Origin of the sequence: Moraxella sp. ZY200743 (genome assembly GCF_050885545.1) — a bacterium.
Taxonomy (GTDB): Bacteria; Pseudomonadota; Gammaproteobacteria; order Pseudomonadales; family Moraxellaceae; genus Moraxella; species Moraxella haemolytica.
Map to the genome: position 1 here is coordinate 1275587 of NZ_CP091313.1, position 21921 is coordinate 1297507.

The window sequence follows — 21921 nt, forward strand, 5'->3', positions numbered from 1 at the left end:
TGAAATCTACAGCAGATTTGCCAAATTCATTTTTATCCATACTTTTGTAAAAATACCCATTTCAAGTAACAGCCAAAACCCCAACGCAAAGATAGGTGTGGCAGATAATAACGAATCAATGCGGTCAAGCACACCGCCATGACCAGGTAAAATACTGCCCGAATCCTTAATACCTGCACGGCGTTTAAGCATGGACTCAAACAAATCACCCAATACGCTCGCTCCCACCGTCAATGCCGATAGTGCCAAAAACCAAAACAACGCCACCCCAGACAACTGCAAATAATAACCTACGACCGCAGCCACCACGCCTGCAGTCAATAGACCACCGACAAGTCCCTCAACCGATTTGTTGGGCGAGACATTAGGAGAAAGTTTGGTCTTACCCAGTTTGCGACCAACAAAATATGCACCGCTATCAGCACACCAAACCAACAAAAAGACATACATCAGCCACCAAGGCGACATCTGCCACAGCCCATACATGGCGGTAATAGCAGCCGTCAAAATCACACCACCCATGTACACCAAACGGTGACCATACCACTTTTCTTTATTGGGATACTGCTTAACCCACAACAATGCCATCGCCCAAATAACAAGTGATGCTGACCACCAAAACACCCATGTTTTTGGAAAAAATATAGAGATGATGGTAATGATGAGCGTAATCAGGACAAACAAGATAGGCTTATTCCACTTAGGCATCAGTTTTGTCCATTCATGCGAAGCGATAACCACCCCCACCGCTAGTAGCGGAAGGACAAAAATAGGCATAGAGCTTGCAAACAGTGCAAAGCCAACAATGATGACCAGTACGATGGCGGTTCTTATGCGTTGCCACATGATGAATACTCCATATTAGTTTGACTCTGGATTTGTTCACTGGTTTTACCAAAACGGCGTTCACGACCTGCAAACATCGCCATCATCTCGTCTAGTTCCTGTGGCTCAAACTCCGGCCATAGCGTTGGTGTAAAAAACAGCTCCGCATAAGCAGCCTGCCACAATAGAAAATTAGAAATGCGATAATCACCGCCTGTGCGAATCAGCATATCTACAGGCGGGCAATCCGACAACTGAATATGGCGTGCCAAACTCACCTCATCAATATCATCAGCACTTATCTCTCCCATCATCGCTTCTTTAACGAGTTCTTTGGTGGCATGGGTAATATCCCAACGACCACCATAGCTAATGGCAATCACCAATGTCATCGCTTCAAAATGAGCCGTTTGACGCTCCGCATCTGCCATAAGTCTCTGTAGGTCATCTCTAAGTTGTGTGCGGTCGCCAATAAATCTTAAACGAATGCGGTATTTGTGCATTCTAGGCATCTGCTCATGAATGGTTGTTGTCAATAGATTCATCAGCAAATCCACTTCGTCTTTAGGTCTTGCCCAGTTTTCCGATGAAAAAGCAAACACCGTTAAGACTTGCACACCACGAGCCAAGCAATGCTCAACAATGGGATCAAGTGCATCTTTACCCTTGATATGCCCTTGTCCTGTGGCAAGCTGATGAGATTTGCCATAGCGATTATTACCGTCCATGATGATGGCAATGTGCTTTGGTATGGTGGCAAGTGGTGGCAAAGCGGTGTTTGTCATAATGTCTTAATCTTCGAGAAAAATTATCAAAAAATTAATAATAACAAAGACTTACAACATAATCTCAAAATTACTCAAATTTTGAAACTTGCGTAAGTCTTTTTTTGACCTAAAGTCTATTCATCAGAATAAAGCCAGTCTAGGGCATGACCGAACAATCACACTTCCATCAGTTCGTTTTCTTTTTTTGACAGGCGAGCATCAATGGTTTTAATGAACTCATCGGTAAGTTTTTGAATGTCGTCAGCAGCACGACGCTCATCATCTTCTGAGATTTCTTTATCTTTGACCAAATTTTTTATGTCGCCAAGCATATCACGGCGGATATTACGCACTGACACACGAGCCGACTCAGCATCAGCACGAGCGATTTTTTGCATATCACGGCGAGTTTCTTCAGTTAAAGCAGGCATTGGTACACGAATCACATCAGCAGTCATTGGGTTTAGACCCAAATCCGCCTCACGAATCGCCTTATCCACTGCCTGCACCATAGAGCGATCAAATGGCTGCACCAATAGCGTGCGACTGTCTTCAACATTGATGCTAGCAACTTGGTTTAATGGCATATCAGAGCCATAGTAGCTAACCATCACACCTGATAATACACCAGGATGAGCACGACCTGTACGCAACTTAGCAAAGGCATTCTCTAGTGCTTCTAGTGATTTTTGCATACGGCTTTCGCCGTCTTTTTTAATATCGTTAATCATATATATTCCTTAATTATTACTCAAATAAGTAAAACCTAAAAAGTTATTTATGCAACCAATCAGTGATAGACACGAGTACCTTCTTTTTCGCCCATCACCACATTTAACAGTGCGTTTGATTTATTCATATCAAAGACTTGCAATGGCACATTATGTTCACGACATAAAGCAATAGCAGTCAAATCCATCACACCAAGTTTTCTTTCAAGCACCTCATCAAAAGACAAGCTGTCATATTTTACAGCGTCCTCATGAATGCTTGGATCTTTGTCATATACACCATCAACTTTGGTCGCCTTTAGGATAAGACCTGCTTCAATCTCAATACCACGCAAGCAAGCAGCCGTATCGGTGGTAAAAAATGGATTGCCTGTACCAGCAACGAAGATACACACCTCACCATTATTAAGATGGCGAATCGCCTCACGACTAGAATACGGCTCACCAATCGTTGAGATGGTTAGGGCTGACATCAAGCGTGTCTTGATATTACGACGCACCAAAGCATCACGCATGGCAAGACCATTCATCACGGTAGCCAACATACCCATTTGGTCGCCTGTAACACGACCAACCAAGCCTTGTTTTTGTAGGGTGCTACCACGATACAAGTTACCGCCACCAACAACGATGCCCACTTGCACACCCAAGCCACGCAAATGAGCGATAGAAAGGCTCATCTTATCAAGAATATCAGCATCAATACCCATATCACGACCGCCCGCCAACGCTTCGCCAGAGAGCTTTAATAGAATACGAGAAAACTTTGGATTTTTATCAGACATAACAACCAACCTTGATGAATATTGATTTAGCATGAATAAGACAAGAATGTCTGTCTCTTAAAAGTCATGGATAAATTTTTATAATTTTATCACATTTTTTATTGGATTTGATAATTTTCTTTCACAAGCAATGAACAGACCGTCATTAAACCGACCATCTTAAAAGTCAACCTGACAAATCCATCAATCACTGAACGGCATTTTGCTAGCACACTTGAACACTTTTAAGTGCAAATGAACCCGCTTGACTGTACAAATCATACCATCATCTAAAAACACTACCCAATAATAAAACAAAAAACACTCCTACTGCAGAGTGTTTTTTGTTCAAAACAACCGATAAACAAAAAGTTACATCCAAAGTAGATATGCCATAACGGTAACAATGACGACCGCAACAAGGTTTAATATAAACCCAACCTTCATCATATCGCCCTGCTTAACATGACCTGTACCCATGACAATGGCATTCGGCGGTGTTGCAACAGGCATCATAAAGGCACATGATGCACCAATGCCAATCACCATCACCAACACCTCTTTGGGTAATCCAAGTACTGCACCAATCGGTGCAAATAATGGCACAAGCAGTGCAGCTGATGCAGTATTGCTGGTAAACTCTGTCAAAAAAATGATGAATGTAGCCACCACCAAAATAACCACCAAGGCGGGAGCACCCGCTAACACACCTGAAATCTGCTCCGCCAATGCCGCTGAAGCACCTGTGTTTTTCATAATATTAGACAAAGCAATACCACCACCAAACAGCATGAGTACGCCCCAGTCGGTATTGTCAGATACCTGTTTCCAATTCACCAAACCCAACATCAATACCGCCACAGCTGCAAATAGTGCAATCACAGTATCAGGTGATTTAAAGCCAAAAGCAGTGCCAAGTTGTTTACCAAAAATCCAGCACACTGCGGTAATTAAAAATACAACAATCGTCAAAATCCGAGATGTCGTCCAAGGAATGTCTTCATGTTCCATGCTGACCTTTTGACTTAAATTTGGGCGAAGAACAAAATACATGGCAACAAGTAGCACTGGTAGCATAACCATCATCACAGGCAAGCCAAATTTCATCCAGCCAATAAAATCCAGACCCAATTCTTTGGCAGCGATGCCATTTGGTGGTGAGCCAATAAAAGTACCGATACCGCCGATAGATGCTGAATAAGCAATGCCCAAAAGTACAAAAATAAAGGTATTTCTATCTTTTTTAGCATCAACATGGCTTAATAAACCAATCGCCAAAGGTAGCATCATTGCTGCTGTGGCAGTATTACTAATCCACATAGACAAAAGACCAGTGGCAGCAAAAATCAATGTAATCGCCCAGCCTAGATGACCCTGAGCTAAGTTTACAATACTAAAAGCAATCTTACGGTCTAGCTTCTGCACATGAAGGGCTGCTGCTAAAGCAAAACCACCAAAAAACACAAAAATAATCGGATCGGCAAAACTGACTAAAGCCGCTTTGGTATCAAACTCTGGAATGCCTATAAACAATGCCAAAAGGGGAACCAAAATTGCTGTTGCTGTGATGTGAATGGCTTCAGTCAACCAAAGAATACCAACAAAGATGGCAAGCCCTAAGCCCTTGTTTGTCAAAGGCTCAAAAGGTAGCCAGCTGGTTGCTGAAAAATAAGCGATGATTGCCGCAATCACAGTAATAACAAGCCCTTTGACCACATCAGGACGCACCGCACCTGATGGCGGAGTTTGGTCATCATTGTGCTGATAATCTGTTCTAAGAGAAAAATCGGTCTCTTTTTCTTGGGTTGATTGAACCATAGAATACACCTTTGGAAAATGGCCACAGACACACTATTGCTGGCACATCTATGGCTTTGTTTACCATCTTTGTCATCATGCAATATCGTCATCATGCAATATGACTGTCATGACAAAGACACTTATCAACAACATAATAACACACCGTTTATAATTAGCAAAAGAATTTACCACAACTTGCGTTATTTTCGCAAAACCAACTCTTAACAAATCATACAATATCCTTTACAATAACCATTTAACGAACAGCGAACAGCAGAGCAACCCATGACAAGCCCAACTACTTTTAAAGACGCTTATCAAACCCTAAAGACCAATGCCAAAAACCTTGAGCAGGCAGATGAGCTAGACATCGACAACCTAATAACCACCATAGAAGAATCCATTGTCGCCTATAAAGTCTGTCAAGAGCGAATACAGGCGGTAGAGCAAGCATTAGCACAAGCCTTTGATGATGAGCTAGGTATTGCAGACGAATAGCTCCTTTAACCGCCCAACTCATCAAAAAACCCTAGCAAAGCAGACCACTTGCTAGGGTTTTTAAGATTATAGATTGATGGTTTGGTTTATGACTGCACACCAAAAACTTTCTTTAGATATGCCAAATAAGTATCATCATCAATCATCGTTTTGCCAGGGCTATCAGAGAGCTTGGCGACAGGCTGACCGTTACACTCAACAAGTTTTAACACGATATTAAGCTGGGTTAGACCCATGTCATTGGTCAGATTAGTGCCGATACCAAAACCTGTCTTAATGCGAGTTTTAAAATACTCGTGAAGCTCCCACGCTTTTTGTAGTGTCAGTCCATCACTAAAAGTTAAAGTTTTGGTTTTTGGGTCAATTTTTAGACTTTCGTAATGAGCAATCGCCTTATTACCCCATTCATACGGATCGCCTGAATCATGACGCAGCCCATCAAACAGCTTAGCAAAATACAAATCAAAATCACGCAAGAACGCATCCATGCCCACCACATCAGTTAAAGCAATGCCCAAATCCCCTCGATACTCACGCACCCACGACTCAAGTGCCGCCTTTTGACTGTCTCGCAGGCGAACATCTAAGGCTTGAAATGCCTGCATGAATTCATGAGCCATCGTACCGATTGGGGTTAGGTTCAGCTCTTTGGCAAGGTACACATTGGAAGTGCCTTTAAAAATACTCGGAGAAGCTTTGGCAAGCGTACGAACCACATGGTATTGCCACTCCTTTGAATAACGCCGTCTTGTGCCAAAATCCACCACGGCAAATTCAGGATTGTGTATGTCTGAGCGTTGCAACATTTCATAATGTTTAATCATGCTCACTTTTTCATCAAGGCGTCTTTGTCCTTCGTTTCGAACATGTTCATTATCAAGTCTTTGATAATACAGCTCATTAACAATCGATAGCACAAAAATCTCAAAGAACATCGCTTGAATCATCGCCCCTTCTATCTTAATATGCAGATGATTATCATCATCAGTAGACACTGTGATAAAACGGCGTTTTAATTGAAATAATTCTAGATAATCAACAAAATCAGGCTTGATAAAGCGTAAATCTCTAAGATAATCTAATTCATCTTGCTTGAATTTTAATTCGCATAATGCATCAAGCTGAGCTTCTAGGTCATCTTTAATGTCTGCCACAGGATAGGCTGTATCGTCATTATTACGACAGCGGAACTGATATACACCATGCGTCTGAGGAAACTGATGCAGCATTGCTTGAAGCATGGTGAATTTGTATAAGTCATTATCCAGTAAAGAGGTGATAATTAGCTTCATGAGTGTTATAAAATAATGAAAGAAAATGATTCATCATACCCCATTTTCACCAAAAAGTCGTCTTATTTTTGAGATAGTTGCATAAAATCTTACAGAAATTTACCAAACTTTTCAAGCACTGCATCAATCTTTGTGTATATTGGCACTTTCTTCAGCCCATTTTTTAATCCAAAGTTGGATTTATTAAGTCCCTGCGATGGTTTAAATCATGGTTTTATCCATCATTTTGCTCTTTTGTGCTATAATAATAAAATTGGTAGTGCATCGGAAAAAAATAATGACCAGTCTTAAACTTAACGATTTTTCGCCACCAGAAGTCCCTGAATTTCTAATCAAAACCCTATCCAACGCCGAGTATACCGACACACATACAGCAATGCTTGAGCGAACCCTTGTGAAGATTGATGCCAAAAAACAAAGCACGCCTATCTGTGATGAACTGTGGCTGGTGGAACATGATGATGTCTATACACTTGGGCAGGCAGGCAAAAAAGAACACATTCTTTATGATAACGGCACACCCATCATTCATACCGACCGTGGCGGTCAGGTAACTTGGCATGGAACAGGTCAGCTTACCGTCTATTTCTTGTGGGATTTGCACGCCATTGGCTTTAGCGTGCGAGATTTGGTCAGTCATGCCGAACAAGCCATTGAAGACATCGTCAACGACTATCTGCCCAATGCTCTGGTTGCTCGTGCCAGACGAGATGCTCCTGGAGTATATATTTATAATTCTAATGGCGATATGTTAGGTAAAATCGCAAGTTTGGGCTTTAAAATTAAGCACGGACACAGCTATCATGGCATCGCCATCAACCTAACAAACGATTTATCCGCCTTTAATACCATCAATCCTTGTGGCTATGCTGGCATGACGATGGTTAAACTTGAGCAGTTTGGTCAATTTAACAGTAATCAAACGCACGAACTTATTCTCAAATTCATACACAATCTACAAAAAAGGCATGAAGGCGAGATTGCACTTAGAGCCATTTAATATTACAATGGCTTCGTTTTTTATATTACTTTTCACTTAGTAAACCCAATTGGAGAATATCAATGGTAGATTTTAACAAAATTCTAGACGCAGGCGATGTTGATGGTGGCAAAATCAATGTCGTGGTGGAAATCCCAACAGGCTCTAACCACAAAATCGAGTGGAACCGTGAATTAGCCTGCTTTGAGCTTGACCGTGTTGAGCCCATTTCCTTTGCCAAACCTTGCAATTACGGTTTTATTCCGCAGACCTTAGATGAAGACGGAGATGAGTTAGACGCACTGATTTTAACCGAACAACCATTAACAACTGGTATTTTCTTAAAGGCTAAAATCATTGGTGTGATGAAATTCGTTGATGATGGCGAAGTGGACGACAAAATTATTGTTGTACCAGCAGACGACCGCAACAACGGCAACGCTTATAACAGCCTAGAAGACCTACCAAACCAACTCATCAAACAGCTAGAATTCCATTTTAACCACTACAAGGACCTAAAAAAAGCTGGCACTACTAAAGTGGAAGGTTTCTTTGGTATTGATGAAGCCAAAGCGGTCATTAAAGAAAGTCAAAAACGCTGGATAGACAGTACTCAATAAAAAATAATCATCACTCATTGATGATGCATATAAAAATAGTCCACTTTTGGACTATTTTTATTGGCTGTATTTAGGGGTTGTTTTTTGATTGAAACACTCTTGTTAGATAAACCATCACACAGTCGTACCACTTTTCCATATGCCGATAGCTCACCGCTGCCACAAAGATAATGACCATCGGTAGTAGCATAGAAAAATACCCAACCTTACGATACAGCACCACCGCCATAAAACCACCCACAACAAAACTCCACCACAAGGCACTTAGCACAATCACTCGGCTAAACTTTACCTTGCGATCAGCCAGCCAATGACCGACCATCGCCCCCAAATCTGAAGTCGTACCGGTCAGATGTGTGGTGCGAATTACCGTGCCATGATAGGTTGTTACCATAGAATTTTGTAATCCGCACGCCATTGCAATCATCATCTGTCCAAAATCACTGTCATTCATGTACAATGCCAAACTTAATGCCAACAAAGCAACCTCAAGGTACATTGCCAAACCATAGTTACGATTGATGTGCAATTCACTACCACCAACGATAAAACCGCTTAGTACAGAGCCTGCCCAAAATGACGCAATTGAAATCAAAAACAGCTTCATGTTTGGCCAATCGGCAGACAAAGCTGCCACCGCCAAAGCACTGACATTACCCGTCACATGCGATGCCGAAATGTGCGTAAAGCCCATGAGTGCAGTGGTGTTTAGTACCCCTGCACAAAACGCCAGCACCACCGCACCACAGAGTACCCAACTTGGAATTTTATCCATCATTAAAACAGTAACAACAAAAACAATGTATCATTTTAATCATTTTTTAATAAAAATAAAAGCACAAAACTCATCATTGGTCTTGTGCTTTTATCATTACCAAAAAAATGGTCAATTCAGTGAAATGATTTATTCATCATCGCCTGTCATCGCCATGATTTGCTCGCTAATGGCAACTGTATTAAAACCTGCGTCCACAAATAAGATTTCACCTGTTATGCCACTTGCCCAAGGCGACAATAAAAATAGTGCGGCATTACCCACCTCTTGCTGACTGACATTGCGTTGCAGTGGAGCGATTTTTTCACTGACATCAAGCATACGGCGAAATGATTTAATACCGCTTGCTGCCAATGTGCGAATTGGACCAGCACTGATGGCATTAACACGGATGCCTTGAGCACCTAATGAGCTAGCAAGATAACGCACTGACGCCTCAAGGCTTGCCTTTGCCATACCCATCACATTATAATTTGGTAATACAGAAATACTACCTTCGTAAGTTAGGGTGAGTAGTGAGCCTTTGCGAGCCGTCAATAGCTCACGCCCTGCCTTGGCTAGAGCCACAAAGCTATAACTTGAGATGTCATGAGCGATGCTCGAGCCTTCACGAGTGGTCGCTGTGGTAAAATCACCATCTAGCTGGTCAGCAGGAGCAAAGCCAATGGCGTGTACAATACCATTTACACCCCCATCTTCGCCCTGACCCCAAATTTTGGTAATCTTATCAAAGCAAGCACGGATAGATTCATCAGATGCCACATCACACTCAATGACTGCTGTCGCACCGAATACTTCTGCTGCCATCTCAACACGCTTTTTAATCTTATCATTAGGATAAGTAAAAATTAGATCCGCACCCTCACGGTGCAGACTTTCAGCAATCGCCCAAGCGATAGATAGCTTGCTTGCGATACCTGTTACAACAAAACGCTGACCCTTTAATAGCATAATCACCCCTAACAGTTATGGTAAAAGTTTTGACAATCTTTATAAATTATAGCATGATTTTAAAGAAATGGCTAAAATTTAGTACAAATGTAAACTTTTTTATGGTGTTGGGGTATAAAAGCAAGCTCAATCTTATTAGGGCGGCAGCTTTTTTAATACCAAATCAAAAATAAACATTCCAATAGTTTATAACTACTCAGACATTTACAACATCCAGTCTGCGATAGCAACCGAACCAAGATAAGTACCTGTAAAGGTCAATAAAGCAATAATAGCGATTTTAACACCAGATTTCTTAAACAGGGCTACTTCAGATTGAGAAATAGCAATCCCTGCATAAGCAAGCGTAGGGGTAATGAGTGGCAGTAATCCAAGTTTATCAGTAGCTGCTATGACATAATCTGCCATTGGCATGGCTGGCAAAGCAACAAGAATCGCTACAATAGATACCCATGCAATACTTGGTACGCCCAGCGGAATTACTTTTTTGATAAGTATGCCCACTACACAGCACGCAAACAAAATCATCATGCCAGGCAGGGCAACAAATAGGTCATTGTTCGTACCAACCCAATTTACAACGAGCAATAGCACACAAATAAAAGCAAGTGATTGAATGAGTACAGATGTAGCAACCTTAATCTCCTCACCATCGTCCATACTCACACAATCATTAATATGTTCAGCATTTAGCACATGGGTTTTTCTAAATTTTGCAATCACCTTGTACAGCCATTCAGCAAAAGGTAACGCCACAAACACTAAAACAAACAATCCAGTTGCATAAGTTAGTAGATTACTACTGGCAGCAAAGGCAATGATATCCTCTTTGTGTTCAGGCAGTAATTCAGCCAACGCAGTTGAACAAGCTCCCATCATACTACCAGACCCCACACCACAGGCCATCGCCAATGCTCGCACATCAAATACACCCCATGATGCTATCACACCTGCCATTAACGAAAAATAAATCGCTCCAAACAGCGTACCCATAACATATACGCCCATTACACCAATTCCCTCAGGAGTCTTTAAACCAAATCTGTCCGCTATAAACCCTCTAGAAAAATCGTAGGTTTCTCCATCATGAGTTAAGGTGTATATGGCAATTTTTCTAAAAGAAAATAGTAATATTAAAAATAAAATTGATACCAAATTTATTTTTACATAATAATTCAATATATCTATAGTAATTAAGGAAAATGAGAATACTAAAAGAAAATTAAAGAATATACTTAAATGCTTATAAATAAGAAATACATCAAGTAATACAAAGAACTGGAATAAAAAGCAGAGCCATGCAAATAAAAAAATAATAGTAACATTGGACAAATAAGATCCAATTTCTTTGGCTTTTCTTGATAATGTAGCCACTACTTTGTCTATCTTAGCATCCAGTGCATTACCATCAGATTGATTCATTTGCAAACCCCATTAATATAATTATAACCTAGCATCAAACAGCCATAGCGTATCCTATCTTGAAGATTTGTCATATCAACAGTTCCTGAGCCAGTAAAATATTTAGGAGGCAATGTAAATATTAAAGAGCCACCAATATGTTTTTTATGTATGGGATCTAAGATTGTTTGTTCTTGAACCAAGCGATCAATATCCCATTGCCTATAATCCACCACCTCACCTTGCCATAATCTTTTAAAGTCGTTGTAACCATCAGCCATCAATGCTTGCCCAGCCTCTCTTCGCCAGTCTATTCCACTGGTACGCCAAGAAAAAGAAGAACCTGTTAAAAATGTGACATTTGAATGAAAGGGAATTTTTTCAAAAACATAGCATCCTGAAGCACCTAAACCAGTCCAGCATCGTCTTGAAACATCGCTAGCACCAGCAAACCATTTGGCTTTTGGAAATTCTTTTGACATTGCATCAAAAAAATCAGCCCTACTTTCTATAGTGTTGATACTATTAAATACTTCTTGGTTGTTAAATATCTGCTGTAAGACCAGTTTTCTACTTCTAGCTATGTCCTTACTTAGATGATGAACTATAATCTTATTTTTAGATTTTTCATTTATCAATAATTTTAATGGAAGAGAGTCTCCGCTGTAATTTAGAGATAGTTTAATTAAATTAGCACATGCACTGCCTTTGGCGTTTGATGGACATTCTTGAACCATAAGATTATCATAATGCCGAGACCGCTCTATAAATCGATTAACTATAGATTTCTGGCAATTCAAATCGCCATTTTTGCATTTTTTCAGCTCGCTGATAAAGTCAGATAATAACTTTTCGGATAATGAATTCCACCTCACCGCCTCCTCTGCCATGCTTGCTGCTGTGTTGACATCTTCACCAGCATAAGCGGCGGTGATGGATAAGGGTTTAGATTATGGCTTTTGCTGTAATGCACGAGGGTTTTTACCACCCCACCAGTATTTGCGGCATTCGTTATCAACAGCCCAAGACACCCTAACAAAAAACTTTTCTTTTTGCTGAACATGGTTTTTTCTCATTCCAAATTCAACCCGTATCTCATCTTTGCAATTCTTGGTAGCAGATACAAGAGTGGACTTAGTCCATTTAGACTAACTTTAGCCAAATACAAATATTATCTTTGTGATGCCTAGTATTATTCAGCAATTCAATCTTTGATGAATGATAAATTTCCACTGTTGTCATTTATTAAAGACAGCCCAACTCTCTAGCCGCTTTGTTTGCCTGTTCTATTTTAAACAAATCCTTGATGTTAATATGTAAATTTCCAATCTTTAAATTTTTTAAGGCTATGTAAGAGTGATAGTCCTCTATATTATTAAACGCCAGTAAATTTCCAGTATTATCCAAAACAGCATACATGATATCATTTGGAAAGTACTCAAACATACTCCCCTGTGATTCATCGCATATTTTGCCTTCAGTATAAATTATCAAGTGGATGTTGTTATACTCTGTGCGGTTTATAATTGCTCCAACTACTTTTTCATTCTTCAACGATAGGTACTCAAAAAATGTATTATCCATCTCGATGACATAATAATCGCCATTAAGCTGAATCTCTCTTAAAAAAAAGATTTGCTTATAAGAATAAATAATTATGGCACCAATTAACAGAAAAAATATAAAAAACACTATAATTTTTCTCATTGAAAATCCTTAAGATTTGTTATTTTATTTTTATCAAAATTACCATTGAATTTAATTTGATACGCCGTACATCCACTCGTCGCTGCACAATTTGGGGAACCTACGACCGTTTCAATATTTCTAGGGACTGCCAAAATGCCTGAGTTATGCATTTCAAAATCATAGGTATCATTAAATACACCATAGGTTCCATCAGTCCTTCTTGCCAATGTCAAGCTTCCTGTGACCGCCCATACATTATAAGCAGTTGGCCTGACAACAATTGTCTGTCGGCCATCAGGTCGAGATACCCACGAACTCCCAGTTATTTTTAATTCATCTAAATCATTAACATCAACTTGCACTTCCAAATCTTTATTGGTATTTAGTTGGTATAAGAGATCGGCTTGCCTTTTACTTCTCAAAAACCTCCATCCAACATTTCTATCACTACTAATATCTTTAGCCATCTCATTTGCTTTATTCTGATCTGCTTCAGCCGCCCTACCTTGTTGTACAGAATTAACCCATTCCACCTCACCGCCTCCTCTGCCATGCTTATGGCGGTGATGAGTAGAGGTTTGGGCTTGGCGGGGTGAATTTTAAGTGGACTGACCCCATCTTTCAGGGTATTTCACCGAGCATCTTTGTTTTGGATCATTAAGCCATTCTTCATCTTTTGGATACAGCGTACTTAGTTTTTGGTAAATCTGTGGATATTCTGCAGGGTCTAGAACCTCAACTTGTTCGTTGCTTAGATTGATTCGCTTAAATTGTAGATTGGGGTCGAAGTAGCAGTCATCTTCTGGCCAAACTCCATCAATCACCGTGTAATAAACATAACCACCGATACGCTTAAAATCATTGACATAATATTCAGCGAAACTTCGATCATTTTCTTTGAATAAAAAATAATTCATCGGTATGCCATTGTTCCAATCATCTGACATCTCAAAAAGGTAATTACCAAATCTTGTCTTTGAATCTGTAAAACTCCAAAGAATAATAGCGATGAAGCATAAAGCAATGAAATAAAGTATGGATTTTTTCATTGTACAAATTTAATCCTATTCTGATTTTTAATGACGATCCTATAACCAACCCCTAGTCCTGGGCTTCCAAGGATGGTTTCAAGGTTTCTTGGGATGTTTTTTATTCCAGACTTTATGTCAAAGTCGTATACATCATGAATCAATCTGTACTCTGCAATATTACGATTGTTCTTTTTTCTGCTAACCATAACATTGCCCAACACTGCCCATTCTGCATAGTTAGTAAATGCGATTCGAGCATCATTTACCTCTTCATCAGGTACAGTTCGATTGTCTCTCCAGTCGTCCTCTTTTCCAGTAATGACCACAACGACATCTCTTGGTAAAGTCATATTAATTACAAGCTCTTCATTTGTATTAATTTGGTAAATGTAGTCAGCAAGAGTTTTATCCAATACAAGCTCTCCAGAATCCAGCTTTCGCTGAATATCTCCTATGTCATCTCCGTATATCTTAGCAAGGTTTTTGAGTGGTTTGGAATGCGAAGTAGGTTTATCATAAAGCCCATTCCACCTCACCGCCTCCTCTGCCATGCTTATGGCGGTGTTGACATCTTCCCCAGCATAGGCGGCGGTACATATTAATGCCTATATTTACACTCAGAATGCCTTGATTGCCATGATAATTTCAAATACATATAAGGAATATTTTTTTGGGCGACATCATTGCCCAATATTAAAGCAATATCTTCTTTACAATACAGTGTTTCGGTTGCGTTCTGTTTGGTTAGAACCCATTGGTTGTTTTTTATATTTTGATGAATTATTTGCATGGTGTGTTCAGTGGGGCTATAATAGTAATACATAAGCACCACGGCCCCACCCTGTCGGTCGATCTGCCACTGTCGATCAGGCTGTGGTAGTTCGTGCGTGATTTGATTCATCAATTGTGGAAATTGAATTTCAAGCAAGTGCTGGCGATTGCGATAATGATGAGGTTTTGATTGGTAAAAATGCTTAATTTCGGTTATCGCATAAAACATAAAAGCACCAGCGATGACGATGTGCAGATATCCTTTGATAGTCATCATACACCCCTCTTTAAGATCAATTTTTTAATCTCAGATTGTGAAAGCCTCAAACCAGTGTATTTTAACGACCCACCAGACATGCCAACCTGAGGGGTGCCCATACCATAGGTGATGATAGTATTTTTTCTAGTTTTTGATATACCAGCACAGGCAGCATAACATGCTTGCATATTAAAAGATGATCCCTTAATAATTTCATCCAATTTAGCAGCCGAATAAGTTCCGCCAATTACATTGCCAAAATTAATTGAGGTGGCCACTCCAGTAAGTATAGATGATGACGCTGAAATTTCAAACATATCAGTAGCATACACATTGCCATTTTTAGCGTTAACAACTACAGTGTATCCGTAGATTGATCCAGATACATTTGCGATTATCATATCTCCAAAGGTAGCAATCGCTGAACCTTCGCTAAATATTTCTTTTTTTACACCTCTAAACATCCGTCTTGTTTTCTCGTCAATACTTAAACCAAGAACACCGCCACCCTGAATTAACCCATTCCACCTCACCGCCTCTTCTGCCATGCTTGCTGCTGTGTTGACATCTTCTTCGGCATAGGCGGCGGTGATGGCGGCTAACAGTTTGGCTTGGTGGATGAGGGTGTTTTTTTGGGTTTGGGTTAGGTTGTTTGGGTCATCGACTTGGTAGTCTGCCCATGTTTCTGCTATGGTAGCACCAATCATACCTGCATTGCAATCATTACCAGAGGCTTTAGCGGATAGGCAGCCTGTGAGTCTATGTTCTGAACTACGCTTATAAAACCAAAAAATTCAATGAGTGGCATAGCTGAGTTGTGTTATCGCCAACTCAGTCCGTGAGTTTGAATAATATGAGGATTATTCTAGTGCAACTCGAACATATTTTTGAAATTTAAATATGTTATTTTATCTAGGTTATTTTCTGCCAAATGCCAGTTTTTATCGAAATGTTCAGGGTTGCTTATTAATGTTTTTTTGATCAAAAAAATAGCGTAATACCCATCAAATATCACTGAATAAAAATTTTTACATTTATCCATTAAGGCATAAGATCCATTTTGCATCTGAATAAAAGAGGAAGAAATATGCTTCAAGACACTAATATCAAAATAAGTCTTTATCATCATTGGTGGATCATACTCAAAAATAATTTTTTTTGAATCGTAGTAATCCCAAGGATAGCAAAATAACTCATTTTTATGGTGAATTGAATTGAATAATAAATGCAGCAAATCAAAGTTTGGATACTGATTGTATTGGCAGAAATCTACAAAATAGTAATACCCTGTAAAATCTTTTAATAGTTGCTCTTTCTGATGAAATTTTGGAAATGCATCAACAATGTTATGAATTGTGGCAATATTTATTGTTCCATAACAATCCCTCAATGGGTCATCATGATTAATCCAAGGATGATCAAGGTGTGTCATATCTAATCTCCATAACTTTATCACCATTTGATTTTTGTATCTCTATTGTCATAGGACCTGTACTACTTGGTCTCTTTATTAATTTCGTGCCATCATTTAACCGAACTACTGTCACTCTGTTATTTTGAGTAATGACCGTTCCATTAGTACTAAGCCAGGCAAAGTCTAAATCTCTACTCCGTCCTGATTTCTGGGTATAGTTGGTTACACCGCTACCTTTAGATGTATTTTGTGAAGTTTCCAAGATTTTATCAATTCTGGTTAATGTTGCTTGACTGACACCTTGAAATCTCGGAGATCGATTAATAGAGCTTGTATTGCCAGTTCGATCGATATCATTACTTCCAGCTATTTTTCTACCTTGACCTTGCACCCCAAGTCTCCCCAGATCCGCAACACCTGCCATGCCAGCAACGATATAGGGAATGCCTTTATTCTTGATCGCATCCCAACTGCCATGCAAATAAGTATGCATGATTATTTCCATCTGCTGCAAGAACATCTCATCGCCACCATAAGAGATGGCGTAATAATCTCTGGCAGTTCTTAATACTCTTTGACAATTTGCATCGTCAGTGCCACACTGGGAAGCGTGGTTATTATAAATGCCATCAATCCTGTTTTCCCAATCAATGATTTGTGCATTTGATAAACCAGCATTATTCTTATAACTAATATTTTTCCATTTAGATAAAATGTTTTGACAGCTGGCTTGGTTGTGGTTTTGACCACAATGTATTTTGTACTCTTCCCGAAATTTTAAATCTTCATCTTTACCAAAACCTAAAATTCTTCGAGACAGCCCATTCCACCTCACCGCCTCCTCTGCCATACTTGCTGCTGTGTTGACATCTTCTTCGGCATAGGCGGCGGTGATGGCGGCTAACAGTTTGGCTTGGTGGATGAGGGTGTTTTTTTGGGTTTGGGTTAGGGTGCTTGGGTCATCGACTTGGTAGTCTGCCCATGTTTCTGCTATGGTAGCACCAATCATACCTGCATTGCAATCATTACCAGAGGCTTTAGCGGATAGGCAGCCTGTGAGGGCGGCGGCAAGTTTGTGGGAGAGGTTTTCACTTAAGGTGTCGCCGTCTAAGTCTTTGACAGGACCTTTAAAGACTTCTTGGGTGGCAACTGTGGTCAGCTGTGCTCTTAGGTTGTTTTTTAGACTCTCTTCAAGGCTTGTGCCATAGATGGCAGATTCTAATAGGCTTTTGCTTGTGCCATCAGCGATGGCTTTGATGGTTCTTTGATTAAGGGTGGTTTGTGTGATGTCTGTATTTTTTATCTTTAGAGCTTTGTCAATCTTATGACTCATGCCAGCACTGGCTAAGGCGAAGGCGAGCTGCTTGACGCTGTCTTTAGAACCAAGCTCTTTTAAAGTGGCTTTGATGTTGCCTTGGTTATTAATTAGACTGATGGTGGCTTTGGTGGTTAGGGTATTAAAAGCGGCACTTGCCATGGCACCGATGGTTTGGCTTTGAAAGGCGGTTGTTGCAGCAGTGGCGATGCTGCCACTAAAATCCCCTGTTGCTGCACTAAGGGCGATGGTAACAATCGCCGCCCCTGCTGGTGTGAGTCCTTGTTGCTTATAGTCCCAGTCTTCTTGGGTAAGAATGATTTGTTGCCAATTGATGTCTTCTCGGTGGACTAAGTCTGTCAGATAGCTGTATTGAGGCTCTGTGGCAAGCTGTAGAATTTGTGCTTTTAGGGTGTGTTGTTGAGCATCTTGTTCTGTGGTGGGGATTTGTACATGGATACCGCCTTTAGCATCAAGCACAGGCTTGGTGATGCCAGTGAAGCTTGGTAAGATTGCACTTTCTTTGATTTGACCTTGGTCGGTGGTGCGTTGCCAAAGCACCCAGTTGCTGTCTTTTTGGTGGCGTTCTTGCAACTCACTGGTAGCAGACAACAGTGACAGGCGACCGTTTGCGGTAATACTTGCCCCTGATAAGTAATTAAACTGCGTTCCTTCAAGAGTGGTGTCGCCTTGTGAATGACTGCCGATGTAATTGGCAGTTAATGTGGCAGGCAATGCGGTCTTTAGGTATTTTTTGCCTTGCTTGTGTGTGTCATTATAACGAATACCTAAAAACCTTTTTTTGGTATGACTGTTGTATTCGTTGCTGTGTGTGCTGTCCACAGCGTATAAAGCGATGTTGCCTGATGACCATAATGAGATGTCTCCACCTGTGGTGTGCATCTTAGTGCCATACAAGGCAAGGTTGTTTTTACGGTTTGATCCATGCGTCTTTAGACGAATGTGGTAGGCGGTGAGTGTGGTAGGGGCGACATCTTTCCATTCATTGCTTGAGATGGTGGTGGTGTATTTACGCTTATACCATTTACCATGTCGGTGAGTGTTTTTGTCATAGCCATATTCATAGTCCAAACCAGCATCTAATAACACAGCATGGTTGGCATTGATGTTGATGTCTTGTGCTGCTTGTAGCTGACCGCCTTGAATGACAAGGTGGGTGTTAGGACTTTGGTGGGTAGCATGTAAGTGTATGTTTTTACCAGCACTAAGCTTGGTCGGTGTACTAAACGCAAGAATGCGATGATGATCGCTATTCTCACGCCCTCTCTCATAGTAATTTTGCAATCCATCTAAGACAATACTGCCGTTTAGAGTTTGGGTGGTGTCTGACTTAGTTTTGGTATAAGCATTTGGCATCATGCCTTGAGCAGACAGATGGATATCACCTGCTTTGGCATCAAGACTAGCACCACTTAATAAGATATCCGAAGAGGCCGCCAAAGTGATGTCGCCTGTCTTGCTATTGAGTGAAGCGGTGCTGTGCTCATAACCAAAGACGGCTTGAGTTAAGAAACTCACACGAGATGCCAGGCGTTCTTGCTGGTTGGTGAAGCTCGCTTCTTGTTCGATCACCTCTTTGTGGTTTTGGCGTAGCTGCTGGAACGCTTTTTTTGGATCAAAATCTAGTAACTCTGGGTCAAGGACGGGGGTAGATCGTCTAGAGCGTCTGTTGGGGTTTGGTATACGCATGACGACACGCTCTGGTGGGTCATAGACCATCATCGGAGCGACGAGATGAGGGTTTGATGATAATACGAATCGGGGTGGAGATGGCATTAGGAGTGTCACGGTCTGTTCTGGTTCATCAAGCAAAGCAGGTGGTATTTTTGCTTGTTCATACCGTACATTCAAGTTCTCCAATCTGGCTTTTTCTTGATGATAAGCGATGTATTTAGGCTGCTTTTTTAAGGCATCAAGCTTAGCCTTGGTATCATCAAGCTGTTTTTTAGCATAATCTAAGGCATAAGCTGCTTGTTGATTACTTAGGGTGTTTTTAACGCCATCAATAACAATATGACCTTGGGTGGCATATAAACCAATGTCTTGATTGGCATGAAGATTGCTGCCTTGCAGGTGGATGTTTTGACCTTGAAGCTCAATACCTCCCAAAGTAGCATCCAAACGAAGTGTTTGCTGCGACCCACTGCCCAGATTGCCGCCTTGCCCCTGCAGATGAAGATCTCCTGCAACAGCTCTTAAAGACAAATCCCCTACAGCTTGAATACTGTGATGTTGTGGTGAGATATTGAGTGTCCGATTGGTTTGGATGGATAAATCTCCATTAAGCCGCTTAATGCTGTCATTGTCCGCTAGCAAAGTATTGCCTATGGCACGAGTGGTTAATTGACCATCATCTTGAACAACCAAGTCATCGCTATGCAATAATACCGCACCGCCAGTATGGCTGACATCACCACTGATGGCATGACGACCATCAGTGATATTACTGAACACTCCTTTGGCATTTAATAAACTGTTGTTGGTTGTTTGATTGCCTTTGGCATAAATCGCCATATGTTGTTTGGTGTTGATACTAGTGTTGCTGATGGATAGGTCATGATTGGTTTGGATTTGGCTGTTTTGACCACTCGTCATTGTGGTATTGTCTAAGCGTTGATCATGCTGGGCAAAACTACTGATGTTGCCTGTGGCGTTTAAGGTGGTGTCTTGATGCGTTAAGATGCCAGCAAGATTGGCGGTGGTGATGTTTGTGGCGGTCAATGTGGTGTTTTTAAATACAGCTGATGATTGTTGATGGGTTGTCCCATCGCCAGTAACCACCGCTTGAATGTTTCTGCTAGCCGTTAGGGTACTACCATCAGTCGCAAGCTTTTGTTTGGCGGTGAGTAAAAGACTGCCGTTGGTGTCAATGAATCCTCGGTCAATGCTGATTTGTTTGGCATCCAGCTCTACTCCCTGATTAGCACGACTGTGACCTGTGTGAGTGATTTTACCATCAGCGGTAATGATGATGTGATTGTTGGCATTTAGACGACCGGCTTGATTGACACCAAAACCTTGATCTGTGCCAATCAGAGTGATGCTGCCTGCAGACATACCACCTAAGGCTTTGACATCGATGGCAATGGTGGCGGGCGTTTTGGTCTTAACTACACTTTTATCGTCATTAATGGGTGTGATTTGTCCTGTATCAGAGATCTGGTTGGCTCCTGTTACGATGGTGATGGCGTGCTTTGCTTGAAGTTGCGCATTGATGCTGGCAGTTTTACTATATAGATTGACCAGATCGGCATTTTTATTGGCACCACCTAAGCCAACATCAGTATGGCTGACACCCTTAGGAGTTTGTATTTGGATTACCCCTTCGGTGATGGCATGAGTGATTTGCCCTTGCTTGCTTTGTATGCGTCCTGTCGAGAGAGTAGCTTTATGAACATTGATAAAGCCAGAACCAGCAACATTGATGCCCGAGGGATTGGCAATGACAAGATTGGCTTTTTGTCCTGCAACCTCAATCACCCCACTTAATTGACTGGGTTTATTGCTACGCACTTCATTGATGATAGTATGAGCCTCGCCTTGTCGCAAAAAAGGATTGGCATTCACCACACCTGCTAGCTGAGTATGGGTCGTGTGTCTTGAGTTATTCAAAATAGCCCCTGATGTGCTGACATCAAACTGTGTGTATTTATTATGAGAAATACCATGATTAGGGGTTTGGATTTGGATAACCGGTATGTTTTGTTGATTGGTGTTTTTAGCAACTGCAATGATGGGTTTTTGTGTGGTGGGGGCTTTGGGGTCTGTGGTGATGTTGGCAAAGGCGGTGTTGCTGGCTGTCAGTGCGACAAGCAGACTTTGATGTAATAAGGAGTGGGAGAATGTTTTGGTTGGGGGTGGCACATCACATCCTTTGATGTTGTAAGCTTTGGTATGATTATAGATTGGTTTTGGTGGATTGGCAAGAGGGTTAGAGGAAACTCTAGGCCAGTAGCTGAATAACCCAATTGCTATGCTTGTTTTGTATCGGTTAAGATTGGTGCCTGTGCTGCTTTGT

At 41.0% G+C, this 21921-nt stretch carries 21 protein-coding genes; 3 read left to right on the forward strand and 18 right to left on the reverse strand.

What is annotated here, in order from left to right; genetic code table 11:
* Nucleotides 1–6: 6 nt before the first annotated feature.
* The 5 genes from L3D27_RS06195 to L3D27_RS06215 all read right to left on the reverse strand — a co-directional run bounded on the left by L3D27_RS06195 (nt 7) and on the right by L3D27_RS06215 (nt 4905).
* Nucleotides 7–846, reverse strand: a complete 840-nt coding sequence (locus L3D27_RS06195; RefSeq protein ID WP_432480642.1) for a phosphatidate cytidylyltransferase — start codon at nt 844–846, stop codon at nt 7–9.
* On the reverse strand, nt 831–1610 hold the full coding sequence (gene uppS / locus L3D27_RS06200) for a polyprenyl diphosphate synthase (protein ID WP_284672897.1): 780 nt from the start codon (nt 1608–1610) through the stop codon (nt 831–833). Before uppS ends, L3D27_RS06195 begins: the two co-directional genes overlap by 16 nt.
* A 158-nt stretch (nt 1611–1768) precedes the next feature.
* Entirely contained in the window at nt 1769–2323 is a 555-nt protein-coding gene (frr, locus tag L3D27_RS06205) for a ribosome recycling factor (RefSeq protein WP_284672898.1), read from the reverse strand.
* Between the two features lie 59 nt (nt 2324–2382).
* Nucleotides 2383–3108: a UMP kinase gene (gene pyrH / locus L3D27_RS06210; RefSeq protein ID WP_373628540.1), complete on the reverse strand. Its 726-nt coding sequence runs from the start codon at nt 3106–3108 to the stop codon at nt 2383–2385.
* Nucleotides 3109–3459: 351 nt separating this feature from the next.
* The gene (locus L3D27_RS06215; RefSeq protein WP_432480643.1) at nt 3460–4905 is read right to left on the reverse strand and encodes an SLC13 family permease; all 1446 of its coding nucleotides are present in this window, start codon (nt 4903–4905) and stop codon (nt 3460–3462) included.
* Between the two features lie 267 nt (nt 4906–5172).
* Between L3D27_RS06215 and xseB the strand changes: the two genes are divergently transcribed.
* Nucleotides 5173–5385 carry an exodeoxyribonuclease VII small subunit gene (xseB, locus tag L3D27_RS06220; RefSeq protein ID WP_284672901.1) on the forward strand — a complete coding sequence of 71 codons (213 nt, stop codon included), beginning with the start codon at nt 5173–5175 and terminating at the stop codon, nt 5383–5385.
* 86 nt (nt 5386–5471) lie between these two features.
* Here the strand turns inward: xseB and pncB are convergent, their stop codons facing one another.
* The gene (gene pncB / locus L3D27_RS06225; protein ID WP_432480644.1) at nt 5472–6677 is read right to left on the reverse strand and encodes a nicotinate phosphoribosyltransferase; all 1206 of its coding nucleotides are present in this window, start codon (nt 6675–6677) and stop codon (nt 5472–5474) included.
* Between the two features lie 277 nt (nt 6678–6954).
* Between pncB and lipB the strand changes: the two genes are divergently transcribed.
* Together lipB and L3D27_RS06235 are read left to right on the forward strand one after the other, a co-directional pair.
* On the forward strand, nt 6955–7677 hold the full coding sequence (gene lipB / locus L3D27_RS06230) for a lipoyl(octanoyl) transferase LipB (protein WP_432480645.1): 723 nt from the start codon (nt 6955–6957) through the stop codon (nt 7675–7677).
* A gap of 62 nt (nt 7678–7739) precedes the next feature.
* A complete protein-coding gene (locus L3D27_RS06235) occupies nt 7740–8276 on the forward strand; it encodes an inorganic diphosphatase (RefSeq protein WP_432480646.1) in 537 nt (178 codons plus the stop codon).
* A 70-nt stretch (nt 8277–8346) separates the two neighbouring features.
* On the opposite strand, the gene L3D27_RS06240 is transcribed toward L3D27_RS06235, so the two are convergent.
* The 12 genes from L3D27_RS06240 to L3D27_RS06295 form a co-directional block, all read right to left on the reverse strand.
* Nucleotides 8347–9054, reverse strand: a complete 708-nt coding sequence (locus L3D27_RS06240) for a YoaK family protein (RefSeq protein WP_284672905.1) — start codon at nt 9052–9054, stop codon at nt 8347–8349.
* Between the two features lie 126 nt (nt 9055–9180).
* Nucleotides 9181–10002, reverse strand: a complete 822-nt coding sequence (locus L3D27_RS06245; RefSeq protein WP_432480648.1) for an enoyl-ACP reductase FabI — start codon at nt 10000–10002, stop codon at nt 9181–9183.
* 204 nt (nt 10003–10206) lie between these two features.
* Entirely contained in the window at nt 10207–11424 is a 1218-nt protein-coding gene (locus L3D27_RS06250) for a DUF3100 domain-containing protein (RefSeq protein WP_432480649.1), read from the reverse strand.
* Entirely contained in the window at nt 11421–12293 is an 873-nt protein-coding gene (locus tag L3D27_RS06255) for a hypothetical protein (protein WP_432480650.1), read from the reverse strand. Before L3D27_RS06255 ends, L3D27_RS06250 begins: the two co-directional genes overlap by 4 nt.
* Before the next feature lie 355 nt (nt 12294–12648).
* The gene (locus L3D27_RS06260) at nt 12649–13110 is read right to left on the reverse strand and encodes a hypothetical protein (protein ID WP_373628671.1); all 462 of its coding nucleotides are present in this window, start codon (nt 13108–13110) and stop codon (nt 12649–12651) included.
* A complete protein-coding gene (locus tag L3D27_RS06265) occupies nt 13107–13625 on the reverse strand; it encodes a hypothetical protein (protein ID WP_432480651.1) in 519 nt (172 codons plus the stop codon). Before L3D27_RS06265 ends, L3D27_RS06260 begins: the two co-directional genes overlap by 4 nt.
* A gap of 66 nt (nt 13626–13691) precedes the next feature.
* Nucleotides 13692–14009 (reverse strand): hypothetical protein, encoded by a 318-nt coding sequence (locus L3D27_RS06270; protein WP_432480652.1) that lies wholly within the window; start codon nt 14007–14009, stop codon nt 13692–13694.
* Between the two features lie 128 nt (nt 14010–14137).
* On the reverse strand, nt 14138–14674 hold the full coding sequence (locus tag L3D27_RS06275; RefSeq protein ID WP_432480653.1) for a hypothetical protein: 537 nt from the start codon (nt 14672–14674) through the stop codon (nt 14138–14140).
* Nucleotides 14675–14721: 47 nt separating this feature from the next.
* Nucleotides 14722–15171 (reverse strand): hypothetical protein, encoded by a 450-nt coding sequence (locus L3D27_RS06280; RefSeq protein ID WP_432480654.1) that lies wholly within the window; start codon nt 15169–15171, stop codon nt 14722–14724.
* A complete protein-coding gene (locus L3D27_RS06285) occupies nt 15168–15860 on the reverse strand; it encodes a VENN motif pre-toxin domain-containing protein (protein ID WP_432480655.1) in 693 nt (230 codons plus the stop codon). The genes L3D27_RS06280 and L3D27_RS06285 overlap by 4 nt, the downstream gene beginning before the upstream one ends.
* 158 nt (nt 15861–16018) lie before the next feature.
* Nucleotides 16019–16585, reverse strand: coding sequence for a hypothetical protein (locus tag L3D27_RS06290; protein ID WP_432480656.1), 567 nt, complete (start codon nt 16583–16585; stop codon nt 16019–16021).
* Nucleotides 16572–21767 carry a DUF637 domain-containing protein gene (locus tag L3D27_RS06295; protein WP_432480657.1) on the reverse strand — a complete coding sequence of 1732 codons (5196 nt, stop codon included), beginning with the start codon at nt 21765–21767 and terminating at the stop codon, nt 16572–16574. Before L3D27_RS06295 ends, L3D27_RS06290 begins: the two co-directional genes overlap by 14 nt.
* Nucleotides 21768–21921 lie beyond the last annotated feature (154 nt).